The sequence below is a fragment of the Priestia sp. YIM B13552 genome (assembly GCF_042787775.1).
In the GTDB taxonomy this organism is placed as follows: Bacteria; Bacillota; Bacilli; order Bacillales; family Bacillaceae_H; genus Priestia; species Priestia megaterium_E.
Map to the genome: position 1 here is coordinate 64,758 of NZ_JBHZOU010000006.1, position 17,801 is coordinate 82,558.

At 37.5% G+C, this 17,801-nt stretch carries 18 protein-coding genes; 5 read left to right on the forward strand and 13 right to left on the reverse strand.

Going from position 1 to position 17,801, the window contains the following annotated elements; translation table 11 throughout:
• The first annotated feature begins 114 nt into the window (after positions 1–114).
• Positions 115–651 (forward strand): histidine phosphatase family protein, encoded by a 537-nt coding sequence (locus tag ACFX40_RS21460; protein ID WP_060746841.1) that lies wholly within the window; start codon positions 115–117, stop codon positions 649–651.
• A 47-nt stretch (positions 652–698) separates the two neighbouring features.
• On the opposite strand, the gene ACFX40_RS21465 is transcribed toward ACFX40_RS21460, so the two are convergent.
• Complete coding sequence (locus ACFX40_RS21465) at positions 699–2,732, reverse strand: Na+/H+ antiporter (RefSeq protein ID WP_028409002.1); 2,034 nt, start codon at positions 2,730–2,732, stop codon at positions 699–701.
• Between the two features lie 269 nt (positions 2,733–3,001).
• On the opposite strand from ACFX40_RS21465, the gene ACFX40_RS21470 reads away from it, so the two are divergent.
• Entirely contained in the window at positions 3,002–4,315 is a 1,314-nt protein-coding gene (locus tag ACFX40_RS21470; protein ID WP_060746842.1) for a hemolysin family protein, read from the forward strand.
• Here the strand turns inward: ACFX40_RS21470 and ACFX40_RS21475 are convergent, their stop codons facing one another.
• Positions 4,316–4,762: a DUF4385 domain-containing protein gene (locus tag ACFX40_RS21475; protein ID WP_028409004.1), complete on the reverse strand. Its 447-nt coding sequence runs from the start codon at positions 4,760–4,762 to the stop codon at positions 4,316–4,318.
• A 104-nt stretch (positions 4,763–4,866) separates the two neighbouring features.
• On the opposite strand from ACFX40_RS21475, the gene ACFX40_RS21480 reads away from it, so the two are divergent.
• Positions 4,867–6,255: a DUF2254 domain-containing protein gene (locus ACFX40_RS21480; RefSeq protein ID WP_377256274.1), complete on the forward strand. Its 1,389-nt coding sequence runs from the start codon at positions 4,867–4,869 to the stop codon at positions 6,253–6,255.
• Positions 6,256–6,944: 689 nt separating this feature from the next.
• Positions 6,945–7,241: a hypothetical protein gene (locus ACFX40_RS21485; protein ID WP_060746845.1), complete on the forward strand. Its 297-nt coding sequence runs from the start codon at positions 6,945–6,947 to the stop codon at positions 7,239–7,241.
• Between the two features lie 65 nt (positions 7,242–7,306).
• Here ACFX40_RS21485 and ACFX40_RS21490 read toward each other — a convergent pair whose 3' ends face one another.
• The 9 genes from ACFX40_RS21490 to ACFX40_RS21530 form a co-directional block, all read right to left on the reverse strand.
• Positions 7,307–8,077, reverse strand: a complete 771-nt coding sequence (locus ACFX40_RS21490) for an ABC transporter ATP-binding protein (RefSeq protein ID WP_098248220.1) — start codon at positions 8,075–8,077, stop codon at positions 7,307–7,309.
• Positions 8,078–8,086: 9 nt separating this feature from the next.
• Positions 8,087–8,884 (reverse strand): ABC transporter ATP-binding protein, encoded by a 798-nt coding sequence (locus ACFX40_RS21495; protein ID WP_060746847.1) that lies wholly within the window; start codon positions 8,882–8,884, stop codon positions 8,087–8,089.
• A gap of 5 nt (positions 8,885–8,889) precedes the next feature.
• Positions 8,890–9,696 (reverse strand): nickel transporter permease, encoded by an 807-nt coding sequence (gene nikC / locus ACFX40_RS21500; protein WP_028409010.1) that lies wholly within the window; start codon positions 9,694–9,696, stop codon positions 8,890–8,892.
• A complete protein-coding gene (nikB, locus tag ACFX40_RS21505; protein WP_028409011.1) occupies positions 9,693–10,634 on the reverse strand; it encodes a nickel ABC transporter permease in 942 nt (313 codons plus the stop codon). The genes nikC and nikB overlap by 4 nt, the downstream gene beginning before the upstream one ends.
• Before the next feature lie 2 nt (positions 10,635–10,636).
• A complete protein-coding gene (gene nikA / locus ACFX40_RS21510) occupies positions 10,637–12,160 on the reverse strand; it encodes a nickel ABC transporter substrate-binding protein (RefSeq protein ID WP_098332884.1) in 1,524 nt (507 codons plus the stop codon).
• Positions 12,161–12,393: 233 nt separating this feature from the next.
• The gene (locus ACFX40_RS21515; protein WP_098433152.1) at positions 12,394–12,807 is read right to left on the reverse strand and encodes a DUF4395 domain-containing protein; all 414 of its coding nucleotides are present in this window, start codon (positions 12,805–12,807) and stop codon (positions 12,394–12,396) included.
• Between the two features lie 312 nt (positions 12,808–13,119).
• Positions 13,120–13,950 carry a YitT family protein gene (locus tag ACFX40_RS21520; RefSeq protein ID WP_377256277.1) on the reverse strand — a complete coding sequence of 277 codons (831 nt, stop codon included), beginning with the start codon at positions 13,948–13,950 and terminating at the stop codon, positions 13,120–13,122.
• Between the two features lie 199 nt (positions 13,951–14,149).
• Positions 14,150–14,710: a hypothetical protein gene (locus ACFX40_RS21525; RefSeq protein WP_377256280.1), complete on the reverse strand. Its 561-nt coding sequence runs from the start codon at positions 14,708–14,710 to the stop codon at positions 14,150–14,152.
• Positions 14,711–14,907: 197 nt separating this feature from the next.
• Positions 14,908–15,462: a GNAT family N-acetyltransferase gene (locus ACFX40_RS21530; RefSeq protein ID WP_013057535.1), complete on the reverse strand. Its 555-nt coding sequence runs from the start codon at positions 15,460–15,462 to the stop codon at positions 14,908–14,910.
• Between the two features lie 159 nt (positions 15,463–15,621).
• Between ACFX40_RS21530 and ACFX40_RS21535 the strand changes: the two genes are divergently transcribed.
• Positions 15,622–15,765 carry a hypothetical protein gene (locus tag ACFX40_RS21535; protein WP_153254062.1) on the forward strand — a complete coding sequence of 48 codons (144 nt, stop codon included), beginning with the start codon at positions 15,622–15,624 and terminating at the stop codon, positions 15,763–15,765.
• Between the two features lie 65 nt (positions 15,766–15,830).
• Here the strand turns inward: ACFX40_RS21535 and ACFX40_RS21540 are convergent, their stop codons facing one another.
• Both ACFX40_RS21540 and ACFX40_RS21545 read right to left on the reverse strand, forming a co-directional pair.
• Positions 15,831–16,655, reverse strand: a complete 825-nt coding sequence (locus ACFX40_RS21540) for a thermonuclease family protein (protein ID WP_132018563.1) — start codon at positions 16,653–16,655, stop codon at positions 15,831–15,833.
• Positions 16,656–17,075: 420 nt separating this feature from the next.
• On the reverse strand, positions 17,076–17,735 hold the full coding sequence (locus ACFX40_RS21545) for a 2OG-Fe(II) oxygenase (RefSeq protein WP_013057538.1): 660 nt from the start codon (positions 17,733–17,735) through the stop codon (positions 17,076–17,078).
• Positions 17,736–17,801: the final 66 nt, after the last annotated feature.

The window sequence follows — 17,801 nt, forward strand, 5'->3', positions numbered from 1 at the left end:
TTATTTTACAAATATTTGAAAGGAGGTGCAGCATGATGAAAATAACATTAAATAAGAAAATCAAGCTGCGCCGAATAAGTGTTTTTGGCGCTTAGATTTTAAGGAGATTTCACAATGAAAGTAGCATTAGTACGTCATTACAAAGTAAACAAAGGTCTTCCAGAAAACCACCGCTTATCCACTGATGAACTAGTGGCTTGGTTTCAAGAATATGATGAATCAGATATTACGTATGGAGAGACTGATTTGAATAATATCGAATGGAAACGCTGTTTTTCAAGCGATATGCCGCGAGCACACAAAACGGCAAAGCATATTTATAAACAAGAGATCACGCTTCTTCCAGAACTTAGAGAAATACCTATGCCTATTATTCCAGTAAAATTTAAACTTCCTTTTATCCTCTGGGTCTTACTGTTTCGCATGTCCGGACTCATCAACAAACAAGCTCGTAAAGATATGGCTGAGACTAAGAGAAAAGTAGCAGCAGTGCTAGATCGCGCTATTTCCGAGTCAGAAGACGATTTGCTGATTGTCAGCCACGGAGGAATTATGAAGTTTATGCGTAAAGAACTTATAAAACGCGGCTTTAAAGGGCCTCGGTTTGATATTGCTGTTAATGGAAAGCTTTATCTTTTTGAAAAGCAATAGAATGAAACTTACTAGAAAAAGTCGCAGAGACTACTCTCTGCGACTTTTTAATAACCATTTTCTTCAATTGTTAATGCTTCACGCAAAGCGATATCTTTTCGGATATTATGAGCGATTTCACGCGTGATTTCTCCTTTTTCATAAAGTTCTTGCACCGTTTCCCGCTCGGTATGAAACGCTTTATAACATAAATCTCTCGTTGCTTTTTTACGTTTCCGTGAATTATACTCCGTACTCTCTTTTCTAAGTCTTGCCATGGATCTATGGTATTCACTAATAATAGCAAGTGAAATCATTCGATTTTCTTCGTTCATATTTTCTTTAATGACCTTTATCGCTTCTTCAATCATTTGAATACGTACTTTGTTCACTTTGCTTCTTCTTCGCAAGCTTTGTTTTCTTAACGCCTGCTTATTCGGTGAAAAAATTCGGACTAGTAATAATAAAACTTTTTTAAACCTCATCCAGCTCACCAATAATTTATACCTTACGCGATTGGTTACAGCCATTTCAAGCTTGTGCGTATGTTCCAAACAAATATACGCTGTCTCACGGTCTATTTTTTCTTCTTTTAATAGCTTTTCCACCAATTTCCCCTTGGCCTGAAGAGCCAGCAATCGAATTTCTTCTTCATACTGTTTGTTTTCAGAGGCTTCTAAAGGATGAGTTTTAACGATGATGTTATTAATCGTTGTATTATACGATGAAATTAACGAAAGGGCTGCTCCACGATTTTCCTCGGTCATTTCTCTTTTTAACCGCTGAATAGCAGCTTTGTGCACTTTAATGCGCGCTTTAACCTCTTTTGTGTTGCGCTCAGGCTTCTTCGGCGCCTTTTCTGTTTTCGCAATGAGAGGTAAAAGAATACTTGCTGCAACTAAGGTTAACAATATAACGCCTGCTGCTAGAAAAATAATCAGAGAGCGTTCCGGAAAATCACTGCCGTTATCAAGCGTATATGGAATCGAAAACGCTCCGGCTAACGTAACAGCTCCTCGTACACCTGAAACCGTGATAATGCCAATAGACCGAGGCTCAGGTTTTAGATGCTTGTTATTTTTGTAATACCAGCCTACTGACCATGACACCATCACCCAAATAAATCGTAGTACAAGCAAAAAGACAGTAATAATCAAAATATAAAGAAGCACTTGTCCATTATTAAAGTTTGGATCTTGAATAATTGCTTTCGCCACTTTAGGTATTTGCAGACCAAGCAGTACAAACACCAAGCCATTTAACAAATATAAAATAACCGTCCAAGTACTTTTTGATACTACTTTTAGCTGCTGGTTAGGTGATTCCTCTCGGTCGCGCTCAATCGCATGCACAATGCCGCCTGCTACAACTGCCAAGATTCCTGATAAATGAAAATGTTCAGCAATGTAGAAGACAACAAATGGAGTTAGAATTTGTATTAACATATGAATCGTAATATCTTCCATTCCTAAACGTCGAACAAGTACACGCAGTCTGATAATTAGAAAAGCGATAAATGCTCCTACAAACAAACCGCCCAGCGCTACCCAAAGGAACTGAAATGTAGCATCTACTATTGAAAAGACGCCCGTTACGGTAGCAGCTACTGCTACTTGAAACGCTACAAGACCAGAGGCATCATTCATCAGCCCTTCGCCTTCCAGCAAATGCATAATTCGCTTAGGCAGCTTTACTCGGCTCGCCATAGCTCCTACAGCCACTACATCTGTTGGGGACAAAATAGCGGCTAGTGCAAATGCCGCCGGTAACGGAATGGAAGGAATGAGCCAATTGATTAGATATCCCCCTACTGCCACCGTTACAAAAACCAGTCCCAGCGCTAGTAATAAAATAGGTGTACGAAGCTTCCAAAGAGCAGCTCTTGACACGTTTTTCCCATCATTAAATAATAGCGGGGCAATAAATAAAATAAAAAATAACTCAGGCTCTAAATGTACATCTCCGCCAAATGGCAAGATAGCAAGCCCTGCTCCCAAAGCTATTTGAACTAATGGAACAGGAATAAATGGTACAAAATGATTAATGATATTAGATAGACCAATCAAAGCCAATAAGACTAATATCGTCAGAAAAAATTCCATAAAAACAATCGACTCCTACTTCTATTTACATCCTTTTAAAGGTATCACGTTATCTCTTTTCATTCATTTTATAGTGTTTAGTTTACGCTTTTTCTGCCAAAAAATGTTGCGGGTTATTAAAAAGTGCTCTTTCTTTTCGGTAAGTTTATTTCTGCGGACATTAAGGGAACAGTATACATGATATTCTTTATTTACCATATAAATCAGCTCATCAAACTTTTGTAAGGGAGGTGTTCCCTTATCCGTTTCAACGGGGTAAGGAGATAAATTTGGAAACAGTAAATGTCATTTTATTTATCGTATTAATCATATTAACAGCCTTTTTTGTTGCAACGGAATTTGCCGTCATTAGGGTACGGTCGACTAGAATCGACCAGTTAATTGAAGAAGGAAACCGAAACGCTTTAGCAGCAAAAAAAGTAGTATCAAATTTAGATGGTTATCTTTCAGCCACACAGCTGGGCATTACGGTTACCGCACTGGGTCTAGGCTGGATAGGTGAACCTACGGTAGGTCATTTATTAGAGCCGCTTATTGACATGCTTCCTTTTGCTGCATCACTTTCGCATGTCATATCCTTTGTTCTTGCTTTTTCGATTGTCACATTTTTAAATGTGGTAGCTGGGGAACTTGCACCCAAAACAGTGGCGATTCAAAAAGCCGAACAAGTGACGCTGTTATTTTCCCGTCCTCTTATTCTTTTTTCTAAGTTACTTTATCCGTTTATTTGGCTTTTAAACCACTCAGCAAGAGGCGTTGTCGGATTATTTGGCCTGAAGCCAGCTTCTGAAAATGAAGTAGCTCATAGTGAAGAAGAGCTTAGAATTATTTTATCTGAAAGCTATGAGAGCGGTGAAATTAATCAATCGGAATTTAAGTTCATGAATAATATTTTTGAATTTGATAATCGTACGGCTAAAGAAATCATGGTGCCTCGTACAGAAATTGTTAGCGTATCAGCAGAAGAAACGATAGAAGAATTCTTAAAAATGGCTAGAGTAGAGCAATATACTCGCTATCCAGTAGTTGTAGATGGAAACAAAGATCAAGTGGTGGGATTAGTTAATATTAAAGAAATATTAGCGGATTACATAAAAGAAGATGATATTAAACCACGTACCGTGCAAACGTATATGAAACCCATCATTCAAGTCATTGATTCCATCGCCATTTACGACTTATTGCTTAAAATTCAAAAGGACAGAATTCACATGGCCATCTTAATAGACGAGTACGGAGGAACAACAGGGCTTGTAACGGTAGAAGACATTTTAGAAGAAATTGTTGGTGAAATTCGTGATGAATTTGATGATGATGAAATACCGGACGTACACAAAATTAATGAAAATCACTACGTACTCGATGCGAAGGTGTTGATTGAAGAAGTAAATGACTTACTCGGAACAAATATTGAACAAGAAGACGTTGATACCATTGGCGGCTGGATGCTGACCGAAAAGTTTGATCTTGCTAAAGGGGACAGCATCACAAACGAAAGTTTTTCATTTAAAGTCATTGATATTGAACATCACCATATTAAACGAATCGAAATAACAAAGGAAAAAAGTACGGATAACAGCTGATTATCCGTACTTTTTTTGATGCTCTTTTTTAAATTTTAAGTACTCTTTATTCTCTCGTACCTCCTTCCATTTTTTCATAAAAATAGCCGCCGATTCTGCTTTTTGTTCATCAATTTGCCGTTCGTTACGCTCTCCGCCTTTGCTGTATTTCTTTCCGCCTTTGTAGTTCGCGTAGCGCCTGGATCGCGTGTATCCCATTTGGAGAAATTTCCGGGCCATGTCCATTCCAACAAAATCGCTTTTTTCTTTGTAGGTTAAAAAAAGCTGATAAATGGCGTCCGCCGATTCCTCAGCAATTTCAGGTGTTCGAAAACGCCAATGAGGAAGAATTTCACTTTTATATGGCTCAACAAGGAGAACTCCTTGTTCTCCTCTTCCTACTCTATACTTTTCAGGATGTTTTCTAAAATCCATATGCTCAAAGTCAAGTGAATAATCAAATGCCACGGCTCTCTCCTCCTTTTTGATCTCTACCCTTTACAAATGGACAATAAAACTTTTCTTAAAGAAGTTTTTCACATGCAGATGCGGGTAATAATAGGTGGATAAGTATGACTAACTTTTTTCTCCATGCTAAAAGAAGTCCGAACTTATTAAATCATGATACGGGAGATTTCATTATGTCAATAAAGCTACAGCAAAATCGAATCAAAGCTAATTTTTGGATTACTCCTTCTATATACGGAATCGTTGCTTTTGTTTTAGCCACTATTAGTACGTTTATAGACCGATTTTTAACAGCTCATAAACAGTGGTTAAAGTTGGTTCCTTCTGTATTTCTAACGGATAAAGAGCTTGCTCATACTATTTTGAGTTCAGTGTCAAACTCCTTATTAACGATGACGACGATTACGTTTTCTTCTGTGTTAGTGGTACTGACTACGTTTGTAGGCCAGTTTTCTCCTAGAACGATTCAAAATTTTAATACAGATGCCAAAACCCAGCGTGTGCTTGGCACTTTTATCGGTGGGTATGTGTACGTGCTTGTACTGCTTATTCAAGTTCGAAGCAATCAAGTCAGCAACACTTTCATTGTTCCTTCACTAGCCATTTTGGTAGCTTTCATTTGTCTAGGTATGTTTGTATTTTTAATTCATCATGTTATTAACTGGATTAAAGTCGGCAACTTAATTTCAAACATTGCCAAAAAAACGATGCTAACCATTGAAGAACGACAGCTAGAACAGCAAAAATCACCTCAATCAAAAAATGAAGAACAGCTTAATTTTGATAGTGAAAACACGCTGCAAATTAAAAGTAACAAACAAGGATATATTCACTATATTGAACTCAAGCATTTAACTACACTAGCATCTAAATATAATGTTATTGTGAAACTTGAAAAAGCACCCGGTGAGTATGTCGAAGAAGACACACCTCTGTTAAGCGTAATTCATCACGATCAATCATTAAAACACGAAAAATTTCTTCATTGTTTGTTTATTACAAATGATCAAGAGTCGATTCAAGATGTGAAGTTAGGGATTCAAAAGCTGAGTGAAATTGCATTAAGAGCTATTTCACCCGCTATTAATGATCCTGAAACAGCTATTAACTGCATTGAACAGCTCACGCAAGTGTTTATCAAACTTGGGCAAAGCTATTCTTCTTCTCCTTATTATTACGATGAAAAAGGATGCATTCGCGTCATGCTAGAAAAACCTTCTTTTATGGATTATTTGTACAAAGCGTTCTATCAAATTCGTCATTATGGGAAAGAAGATGTTTCCGTGATCTCTGCTGTCATTAAGGCATTAACCGTAATCGCTGAAACAAATCGCTCTGCCATCAAAAACGACGTGTGGGTTTTTTCTTCCTATATCGTAGAAGGGCTGCAAAAACAAGAGTGGCTTAAAATGGACAAAGAGTTTCTTAATCAGTTGCTCAAAAACCTTGCAAAAGCTTGTGAAAAAAAAGGCGATTCTATGTTGATAGAATAAAAACTAAAAAACGCCGCTCATCAACTGAGCGGCGTTTTCTTACGATATAAAGTGCTCTATCTCTTCTCTCTTTTTCACTATTATAAGTTTATCGTTATATGACGTACGAAGGATATGCAAAATTTCAGGTTTACTTTGCTTTTCGAAGTCTGAATTCCACTGAAACATTTTAATGAAAATAGAAAACGTCGGTGCATAATTTGCTTTTTCTATTTTAGCTTTTTGCAGAACATACCTTTTTATAATAAACCATATTCTTTTTAGATAATGGATATCGAGAAAAATAATAAGGTCAGCTCTATTAAAACTTTCATTCACCCACGTATAGTGTACGCCTTCTATAATCCATTCTTTTGAAGCTGAAATATGATGTAAACACTTTTTTCTATCCGCTTCACTTCTTCTTTTATCTCCTTCATATGTTCGTTCCCACATAATATTATCGAGTTCGTAGTGAGGAACTTTTAATTCATGGGATAATAAACGGGCAAGAGTTGTTTTTCCACTTCCAACAGATCCAACGATATGTATTTTTTTACATGAAGCGCTTTGAATACTTCATCTCCTCCTACTTCAAACCTGTTTTTTTACACTTATTGTATAATTCACGTTCTTTTTCTCTAATGCAAACCAGAACATTTTATGCTAGTATTTTATGGTACTTGACTGACAAAAGGAGTGAAATTGCAGTGCCTAAAACCCTTTTTGGAAAACTTACGCTGTTTTGGATTGGGCTATTTTTATTGATTACAGGTCTATTTTTTTATTATAAATATACAAATCAAGCGTTTACCGCTGCAGATTTATTCTTTCGCGTCTCTCCTCCATTAGCTACTGTTGGCTTCCTTTTAAGCGCAGCCGGACTATATGAAGAACGAGGAAAAAACAAGCTAATTCCTCTCCTTGTACTCAGCATTAGTTTTGTCATGCTCTGCCAAGCAGGCTATCATTTTATACATATGCATACTCCACCGCCGCGTCCCTGACTTTGTCTCATTCTCATTTATAAAAAAACTCTTCGTTTAGTATATTAAACGAAGAGCTTTACTCTCTATTCAAATAAACGCACAAGCTTTTTTGTATAGGGATGTCTGTTTTTATCAAATAGCTTTGCACGTTCAAACTGATCAATAACCTCACCTTGCTGCATAACTATCATGCGGGTACTCATAAAATTTACCGCTGCTAAATCATGCGAAATAAACAAATAAGATAGCTGAAACGTCTCCTGCAAATCTTTTAATAAATTTAAAATTTTCGCTTGTACCGTAACATCAAGACTCGCTGTTGGCTCGTCTAATAGTACCAGAGACGGACCTACGCTAATGGCACGCGCAATCGCTACACGCTGAAGCTGTCCACCGCTGAGTTCATGAGGATAATTCAACGCATATTCTGCGCTAATCCCGACTTTTTCTAACAAATAAAAAGCGATTTCTTTTTCGTTTCTGCTCACATGAGATAAAAATGAAGGAACGGTTCGCTGCTGCCGCAAAGGCTCGAGCAAAGAATCGATGATTTTTACTTTTGGATTAAAAGAAGCCGCGGGGTTTTGAAATACAACTTGCATACCTAGACGAGCTTGCTGCAGTTTTTTTCCTTTTAACCGGTGAAGAGGTTTCTCTGCAAACCATACCTCTCCCTGCTGAATCTCTGTTAACCTTAGCACACTTTTTACAAGCGTACTTTTTCCGCTGCCACTTTCTCCAACAACCCCTAAGCATTCCCCTTTATCGATATGCAGGGAAACATTATTTAGCGCTTTAACGTCTTTATACTGTTTCACCAGCTGCGTGACGCGTAATATACTTTTTTCTTTCATATCTTACTCCTATATCAACACTTTTTTCTGCGTATCTAACAATCGATCAGGCGTTTTCTGTAAAGAAGGAATGGCGTTAAACAGTTTTTTTGTATAAAAGTGATCCGGAGCGTGAAAAAGAGATTCGATACTGTTTTCTTCCACGATCTCTCCTGCTAACATAATGACTGCTCGGTCTGCATATTTCCGCACATGACGCAAATCATGGGTAATGAATAAAATGGCACAGCCTGCTTCTTCTTTCAGCTTATGCAGCAGCTGAAGAACTTCAGCTGCTGCCACACTATCTAAAGCAGTGGTTGGCTCATCTGCAATAATCAAGGCAGGCTTCATCACCAGTGCTAAAGCAATCGCTGCTCGCTGAAGCTGTCCACCGCTCAGCTGAGAAGCATAGCTTTTATACACGCGTTCATTAGGTAAATTCACAGCTTTTAAAGCCTGAAAAATAGCAACTTTCCTATCTTTTTTAGACAGTTTACTATGTGTACGAATCGTTTCATCAAACTGCTTTCCGATTGTTAAAAAAGGCGTAAAAGCGCTTCGATAATCTTGAAAGATATACGAAATATCTTTGCCAAGGATAGGCACATATCCTTCCTGCTTAAAAGTAATAGAGCCTCCTTTAAGCGTGACACCTGACGGCAACAGCCTTCCTATTGATGCAGCAGTGATACTTTTACCGCTTCCGCTTTCTCCAATGAGCGCCATCCACTGTCCTTGCTCGATTTTAAGAGAAATGCCTTTTACAATTTGTTTTGTTTTATTATGAATGACTAGATGTTTTATTTCTAAAACGATGACGATCACCTCTTTTACCGACTAACTTGATATTTCCCTCGAATATATTCACCTAAAGCTGTAAACGCCAGCACAAATAAAATAATGGCCAAGCCTGGTATCAACATTAACTGCGGAGCATTGTAAAAGTAGGCCCTGCCTTCATTTAGCATCGTTCCCCATTCCGGAGTAGGCGGCTGAGTCCCTAGTCCAATATAGGATAGTGAAGCCATCATTAAAATAATTTTCCCTATATCCAGCGTAGCAAGAACAAGAATATGTCCTCCCACATGAGGAAGAAAGTGGCGCAGGATTAAAGGTAGTGTTCCCACTCCGTTTAATTTAGCAACCAGCACATATTCTTTTGACTTTTCTTGAAGCACAATACTGCGCACTACCCTTGCATAACCAACCCACTTTACAATAACCATCGCAGCAATTAAGTTCAATAATCCAGGCCCTAACAGTCCGCTTAAGACGATGGCTGCAATATAGTCAGGAAAAGCTAAAAAAGCGTCTACAATTCTCATTAAAAAGCGGTCTATTTTTCCTCCAATATACGCTGAAACTAAGCCAACAGGTACTCCAATCAAAAGAGAAAGAGCTAAGACAAGAAAACTAGTCCCAATTGTGGTCTGAGCTCCAGCTACGATTCGTGAAAAGAGATCTCTGCCTAAGTGATCAGTTCCTAACCAGTGATCACCGGTGGATTTTTGAAGCCGGTCTTGCATATTGACTTGTGTGGGATCCATCGGTGTTAGCTGACTTCCAAACAGACAAAATAAAATAAGCGCAATACCAAAAACGCTTATCACTACAAAAGGAAGCTGCGGCTTTTTCACGTTTTATCCCCTCCCTTTACATAGAGCTGGGGATTTACATATTTGTAGCTCAAATCCACAAGTGAATTAATTAACACAACAAACAGGCCCATCCACAAAATATACCCTTGAATCACAGGATAATCACGATTCATAATCGCATCAATAACTAATTTTCCAATGCCAGGATAAGCAAAAAGCACTTCAATAATGACCGTTCCTCCAAGCAAACTGCCTAAGCTCGTCCCTAAAATGGTAAGGATGGGCGTTAAGCTATACCGGAACGCGTGAAAAATAAAAATGCGGCTTTCACTTATTCCTCTTGCTCGAGCGGATCGTACAAAATCTTGTTTCAGTCCTTCTAGCAGACTAGCTCTAACCATTCGCATATACACAGCGGACATGGCAAAACCAAGCGTTAAAGAAGGCAGCACAAGATGAGCTGCTGTGCCTGTCCCCATTGAAGGAAGCCATTGAAGACGCACGGAGAACAGCTGTATAAACAAAAGACCGAGCCAGAAGCTGGGAATAGATGCTCCAATTAAGGACACACTTCTGCTGAGATAATCAATCCACTTATTCTGGTATAGTGCTGACAGCGTTCCGAGTGGCACAGCTATTAGCAGCATCACAACCAAAGATGCAGCCGTCAAGCGCAGCGTAGCCGGAAACTTCGCGGCTAATTCATCAATGACAGGCTCTTTTGTCATATACGAAGACCCTAAATCAAACTGAAAAAAGCGCTTCAGCCACTTTACATATTGAATATATACAGGTTCATTAAACCCTAGCTCTGTTCGCAAACTATTTATTTGTTCCTCAGAAACTGCCACGTCATCTACGCGGAGCATTTGCTTAACTGGGTCTCCTGGAGCCAGCTTCATCAAAACAAAGCTGAGAAACGATAGGATAACTAAAAAAATGAGTAATTCTATTATTCTTTTACCAATTAATTTCATATCTATTTCACATCTAAATCCTTTGTTATCACATAGTATTCACTTTTAGTTGTAACCCAATTTTCTACATTTTTTCTATAGGCTACAAAATTATTCGGATGAACAATCGAAGAGTGCAGCGTTTCCTTTTCTGCTATTTCTCCGGCTTGTCTTGCTAACTTATTGCGCTTTTTTTGATCAACGGTTTTATTGAGTTTATTAATAATGGAAGTTAATGCTGGTTCATGAAAATGACCTACATTAAATGCTCCTCCCTCCATGTAAAGAGCATTAAAGAAATATCCTGCATCTCCTCGCGGCGCGGTTACTAGACTGTATGTAACGATTCCCCAATCATTTTTTGTTGTCATATACTCGTCCATATTTTCCACTTGTTGAATGTCTATTTTCACACCAATTTTTTTTGCTTCTGACTGAAGCATTTGTGACATTAAAGGCAGTTCTGGACGATAAGGGTATGTAACAAGCTTAAAGGAAAGCTGTTTTCCATTTTTTATTGCTTTTCCATCCTTGAGTATATAACCGGCTTTTTCTAAATATTTTTGAGCCTCACTTGGTCCATAGGTTTTCGTTTTTTGATCGTTCGAAAAATCTAAACTCTTTAAAAATGGACCATTTGCAGGGGATCCTTGACCTGCAAGCGCTGTATCGACAACATCTTTTGGATTTAATAATACATCAAACGCTTTTCTCACATTTTTATCTTTAAACGCTTCTTGCCTTGAATTATAGAAAAGCATTTGATTTCTCAGGCTCGGCTGTATATCTACTACAATTGAAGAATCTTTTTTTAACGTGTTTAAGCTTTCAATAGCCGGACGGTACACAATATCGGCTTCACCTGATTGCAAAGCGGACGTTCGTGCATTTTCATCATCATTAAATGTTAACACAACTTCATCCAATTTTGGTTCCCCGCCCCAGTATTCTTTATATTTTTTTACTTTCATTTCATTATCAGGTTTAAACGAAGCTACTTTAAATGGCCCTGTTCCCACGGGTTTACTTTTTGTATCTGGAGCATCTACATCAATAATTGCTGTGTTTGGATGAACAAGTTCAGAAGGCAGCGTGGCAAGCGGCTCTGTTGTTGTAATGGTTAAGATTTGGCCACTGGCTTTCATTTCTTTAATTTTAAGTGCACTTTTCATTGCTTCGCTTTCTTTTATCGTTCTTTCTAACGAATGTTTCACGGCTTCAGCATTTAGATCCTTGCCATTTTGAAACGTAATCCCGTCTCTAATCTCAAATACCCAGGTCGTCCCATCATCTTCTGTTTTCCATTTTTTTGAAAGCCACGGTTCAATCTGTAATTGCTCATTAACTTTTACTAACGTTTCGGCAATACCGGCTCGTACAGTTGTATAATTTAACTGTGGATCGAGCGTATCACTTGGAAAATTCGATACAAAAGTAAGTGATTTCTTTTTACTCTTTTCTTCGGTACTCGCAGAGTTACTCGAACATGCCGCTAGCAGACCTATCGCAGCAAGCGTTAAGCATAGCAAACTTATCCTTTTTCTCATATAAACCCCTCCTTTATTCAAAACTATCTTTTTTTATGTACGGTTTCTAACTATAACTTCCCCCTTTTAAATCGTAACGATTATTATTATCATAAAAAGTTTAATTTGTTTACCTTACTTTGTCAACAAAGGTTTTTAAAGGATATAGGCACTCTAACACTTGTTTTCACCCGTTATGATGATTAACCCATACAAATGAGCATAAAAAAAACAAAGCCTTATCGAGGCTTTGTTTATGCAGCGTGTTTTTTTCTTTTATATTTCCACATCATATATCGATAACGAATCGTGCAGCCTATACAATATCCCATCAGTGCTACACCAGCAGCAAGAATCACCATTATACTAAATACATAGCCGACAAGCGTATAACCCATTAAAAAGGAAATGAAAGCAACTCCCATACATATCGTTGCAATCCATTGGTTAAAAAGCTGCTGATCCTGGTCTTCCATTTGATAAGAAGAAGCAGGCTTTTTGAGAAGCGTTTTCCCTGCCATAATTACGGGATTACGCTTTGTTGCAAGTGTGACTACTCCAACAAGAAAAGGCAAAAGTAAAAGCCACTTTGCCGCAAGTAAAGCGATCAAAACCGTTATAACAATAAAGAGTTGATTAAGCTGAACTAATGGTTTGGGAATGCTCATGGAACTCCTCCTTCTTAAAACCTATTATACAAATTGGTTTACTAATTTAAAAGAAAAAGCACTCCAAATGAGCGATAAGACTCATACAAAAAAGTTACATAATTTCACTAACGTACTTTAAGATCAGTATCGTAAATAAAATCAAGACAACGTATCGTAAAGAACGAATTCGACGTTGAAGAAGACGTTTTACATGCCTTTTATTACGCATATGGGTTCTTCCTTTCGTATATTGAATTGTCTCTAGACACACTTATATCATACTTTTTCGGAGAACACCAACGTCAGAAAAAATTGCCAAGAACCACAGCTTTATGCGCTTAAAAATCCTTTTCCAATTACATCTCGTACATCGTGTACAATCACAAATGCTTCATCATCAATTTTTTTAATCAGCTTTTTAAGTTTAATAAGCTCTTGTTTATTAATGACCACATACAAGATTTCTTTTGATTCTTTTGTATAGTTCCCTCGACCGTTTAGAATCGTTACTCCGCGATCAAGCTGTTCATTAATTTGATCCGCTACTTCGTTTTTGTTGCTTGAAATAACGGTAACGGCTTTTTTCGCATCGAACCCTTCAATAACGAAGTCAATTACTTTTGTTGTAATGTACAGCATGAGGATTGTAAATAATAGCTTTTCGATTCCAATAATAAAATAAGAAGCCAATACCACTAGTAAATCAACAATTAAAAGTGCATGACTGACTTTCCAGTTTAAAAATTTATTTAGAATTCGAGCAATAATGGCTGAACCTGCTGTTGTTCCACCAACTCGCAAAATCATCCCAATTCCAACGCCTAGCAGTACACCGGCAAAAACCATGCCAATGAGTTCTTCATGAAGATGAAGACCCCAGCCTTCAGTTACGTGAAGGAAAATAGATGTAGCGATAATCGTAATCATCGTATAGACGATGGTTTTTTTCTCTAAAAATTTATACCCTACGATAAGCAAGATACCGTTTAAAATAAAGTTAGTGATGCCCGTTGAAAGATGCGTTGTATAATATAAAATAATTGATATACCCGTAACGCCGCCTTCACCTAGTCCTATTGGAATGACAAACATGTTAACTGCAAGTGAAAATACAAACGAGCCTATTAATAAAAAGATGACATCTTTTACTGTTTTACCCATCGATTAAACCCTCCTCGGCATAAAAATTCACATAAAAAAGCCCCTTCTCCAAAAGAGAAGAGACGCTTATGTTTAGTTTTTATATTACGTATTCTTAAATTGCCATGTATGACTATAATATGTTCACATACGTTTGTCAAACGGAAAGTTTATGCATTATGTGTAACCAAGGCGATGAGTCATTTATCTTTTATGTATACTAGGAATGTTTTAATTTATTTAAACAAAGACGGATGCAGGAATTAGTTGACTCAATTAATTCTTTATCGCCTTTTTTTAATCGAATTTCTAACGCGCGTTGAAAATAGTGGTGTGCTCTGGAAACAATCCGCTGATCAAGTAAACATTTTCCATAATGCTGATAGATAAAGTCTTCATATATGTGAAGGTCTTCATCTGCTTTTAATTGTTCAATGAGTAGCTGAAACGTTTCATTCGCTTTATCCCACTGTTCTTGCCAGTGATATGTATGTCCAAGCCGGATCGTATTCAAAAATTCACCTATTGTATCAGCATGCCGGTCATATAGATAAATGGCCAGCAGCAGATGTCTTTCACTGCTCGTTAATTCCCCAAGTATGCGCTCATATACACCAATATGTCCATATGTTTTAGCAGCGGCACACTCATCCTCTTCTTCAAGAGCTCGTTTCTTTAAATAGATAATTCCCTGCTTCATTTGGTGTGGGTTAACCGGAACTTCTCGAAGCTGTTCATTAAATCGATAACTCATATTAAACGGAAGATCTCTGATGTTCATGCACGCTCCTTTCATGTGGCACATCAGCAAACATACTTTCATGACCGCTTGCTTATGGTCCATTGGATGTAGGATTCTTTCCATTTTGATACGTTTACGCGATTTACAGGAAAGCTCAGCAAAAGTGCTGAGCTGTTGGTTCTTATTATTTTACTTATATATCCATTTTATCACAAAAAATACTACCGTAAAGATGCTCAAGCAGTCTTCATATAAAAAAATGGTTTTTTATCAATAAAAATGGTTTTATGCTCTTGAAAGCCTATACGCTGGTATAATTTTTTGGCTTCTACGTTATTATATTCAACGTTTAACGATAAAAACATCTTACGCTTTTTGGCTTCTTGCTTGGCTACATTTAAAAGAGCCGTTCCTATCCCTTTTCCACGATAAGCTTCATCTACACATAGAGAGTCAATATAATAATCTCCATGTTCAGTTTCTATATCAATTTCCCACGCTGGATTATTAAGTTTAGCACGTACAAAACGCTTAACTGGTTCATAAAGCGTTTGTAACATACTTCCTTCGTAGCAAAGCATAAGTCCAACTACTTTCTCGTCGACTTCTGCGACTGTAATATGATGATAGCTATAGCGATTCTTCTCAGACAGAATAAACGCTTTAAGCCTTAAAAGCGCTTCTTCATTCGTTGTAGCCGCTGTGTGAGAGCGCGCAATACTGCCAAGCATGTCATAAAGTAATTCCGTTACAGCAGAAGCATCTTCTTTTCTTGCTTTCCTTATTTTCACGATTTTCAAACTCCCTTTATTCTCTTCGCTTGCGTTATTTGTAGCAAACCTTCTTACCTATCTACTTTAACACGAAAAAGAAAAGAAAGAAAAAATTAACTCCTAATCTTCCTTTCATTGTATAATTAATGTATATTTTCAAATGAATGGATGATGACTATGAAAAAACGCCGTCAGCAGAAAGATACTACAGTAAGTGGATGGGAAGTTTTAGCAGAAATTCTTTTACAAGTGCCTCAGCTGCTCATATGGCCACTGCGTCTTCTTATACGGATTGGTCGCTCTTTGTTGGATGGTATTTAGCCACTCCTATACAAATACTTACTTAACTCAAAAAAAAGAAATTCAGCAGTTACTGAATTTCTTTATTAGTTTTTTGCTTTTGTGTATCCTGCTTCTTGCGCATCTTTTTCGGTACAAAACCAAATGACGTTGTTCATGGTTTGATTGTAGTGCGCCCCAGTTGGCACGTGATAAATTTTAGAGTTTTGATTTCCTTTTATTTTACCTTCACAGCTTTTGGCGGACTGAGTATCCTTTTGTTTAGAAGAGGACTGATTTTTTACAGCATCCGTATTGTATCCTTTTTCTTGTGCATAGTTTTCAATACTCCAGATGCCTTTTTCGCTTTTTCGAGCCTGCTCCTGTATTTTCTTAAATTCATCTACGTACTTTGTATTAGGAGGAAATACTGCTACGCGGGCTAACCCTTTTGCTAGCAGCTCTTCATTATACAGTTCATTGTCTATCCATACATAAGCAAGCAAACGTCCATATTGATCACGCTCTTGCACATCAAATTCAAGGGTGATTTCCTGTCCTTCTAGCCTTTTTTTGGTGTAAGCAGATGCTTCTGGACCAAAGGGCTGTACGCCTAGTTTGGGATGCTTTGTTTCGGGGGTATCAACAAGAAGTAGTCGCACTCGATCCGTCTTTCCGTTCAGCATTTTCACTTTAAGCGTATCACCGTCCACTACTCTTTCTACCGTAGCCGCCTCACCTACTACATCTTCACGATTTGCTTTAGAAGGACTATGATCGTCTTCTTGATCTGATGAATCTTCTACTTGAACTGCTTGTTTTGTATCGGCAGAAGATGTGCTTGAATGACTTGCCTGCTCATCGCTGCATCCAGTAAGAAGCAGCATAAACGTCGCGAGCATCGCGTAAATAATTGCTTTTATTTCTTTCAAAACCCGGGTCCTCCTTTAACACGTTCCCTATCTACTATATAAAAGTAAAATGATTTTATAAATAGTGTAAATCACCTAAAAACAAAAACTCGTGAAAATACCTTTCACGAGTTTTTTCGTGCAACTGTTATAAAAATTGGTTACCTGTTTTAAAGTCATTATTTTAAATAGCATTTATTTTATTTTTATCTCTCGAACACATTTTTCATTTTTTTGTATCCAGATTTTTAATCATGAGGATATTTTACACTACAAATACATTTATCGTCTACCGCCTTATAAGAATAAGGAATAGCCGCACAAATAGAATAAGTGTGAATATTTCAATATAATAACTGGCTAACATGATTGCTATTTTTTTGTAACATAAATAAGAGCCCTCATTAACAATAGCTAATAGGGCTCTTCAAACCTTTGTTTTTACGATCGAATTTTTTGTTTGCGCATCCACTGGGTAGCGACCCACTTTTCTCCTTTTATAACAGGAGCTCCCCCGTGGAGAGTACGATCATTAAGTTCAGCATCACTATAAAAATATTCAAAGTACACGGCCATTCCTTTTGTCGGAGATACGGAAAGACCCAGCTTAGGAAAATAAGTTTCTCCTCCTTCTTCGACATCGTTTAAGTACATAACCAATGTACTAATACGGTTGTTTTTAGATGCTTTACTTGCAGAAGTGAAATAATCGTGATGTGCTTTGTATTCTTGGTCAGGTAAGTATTTTAAAACTTGAAGACCTTCAGCATATTCAATAGATGGTCCCATGATTTTAGAAAGTCGTCTTTCGATTTGATGTACAAGCTCGTTTTCGCTTTCTTCAAAAAACATGCCGCTGCTCGTTCGAATACTGTTTACTTCACGTGCAGCACCAATTTTTGATCGCTGCATTTTATCTTTGGATAGCTGTATAAGTTCGTCACATTCTTCGTTACTTAGGACATTTCCTAAAACTAGAACAAGAGGCTCTTCAAATCGAGCAACAATATCAATCTCTCTGTCTTCTAATTTAATTTTATTCCCTGTATGGTTAAAAATCGTTTGTTCTTTCGTTAGTAAAGATGTATTAGTTAGAATCATCTTTTATCGGCTCCTCGAAATAGCTATTTTCCAATTTTCCACTCCATTATATGTAAACGCTTACTA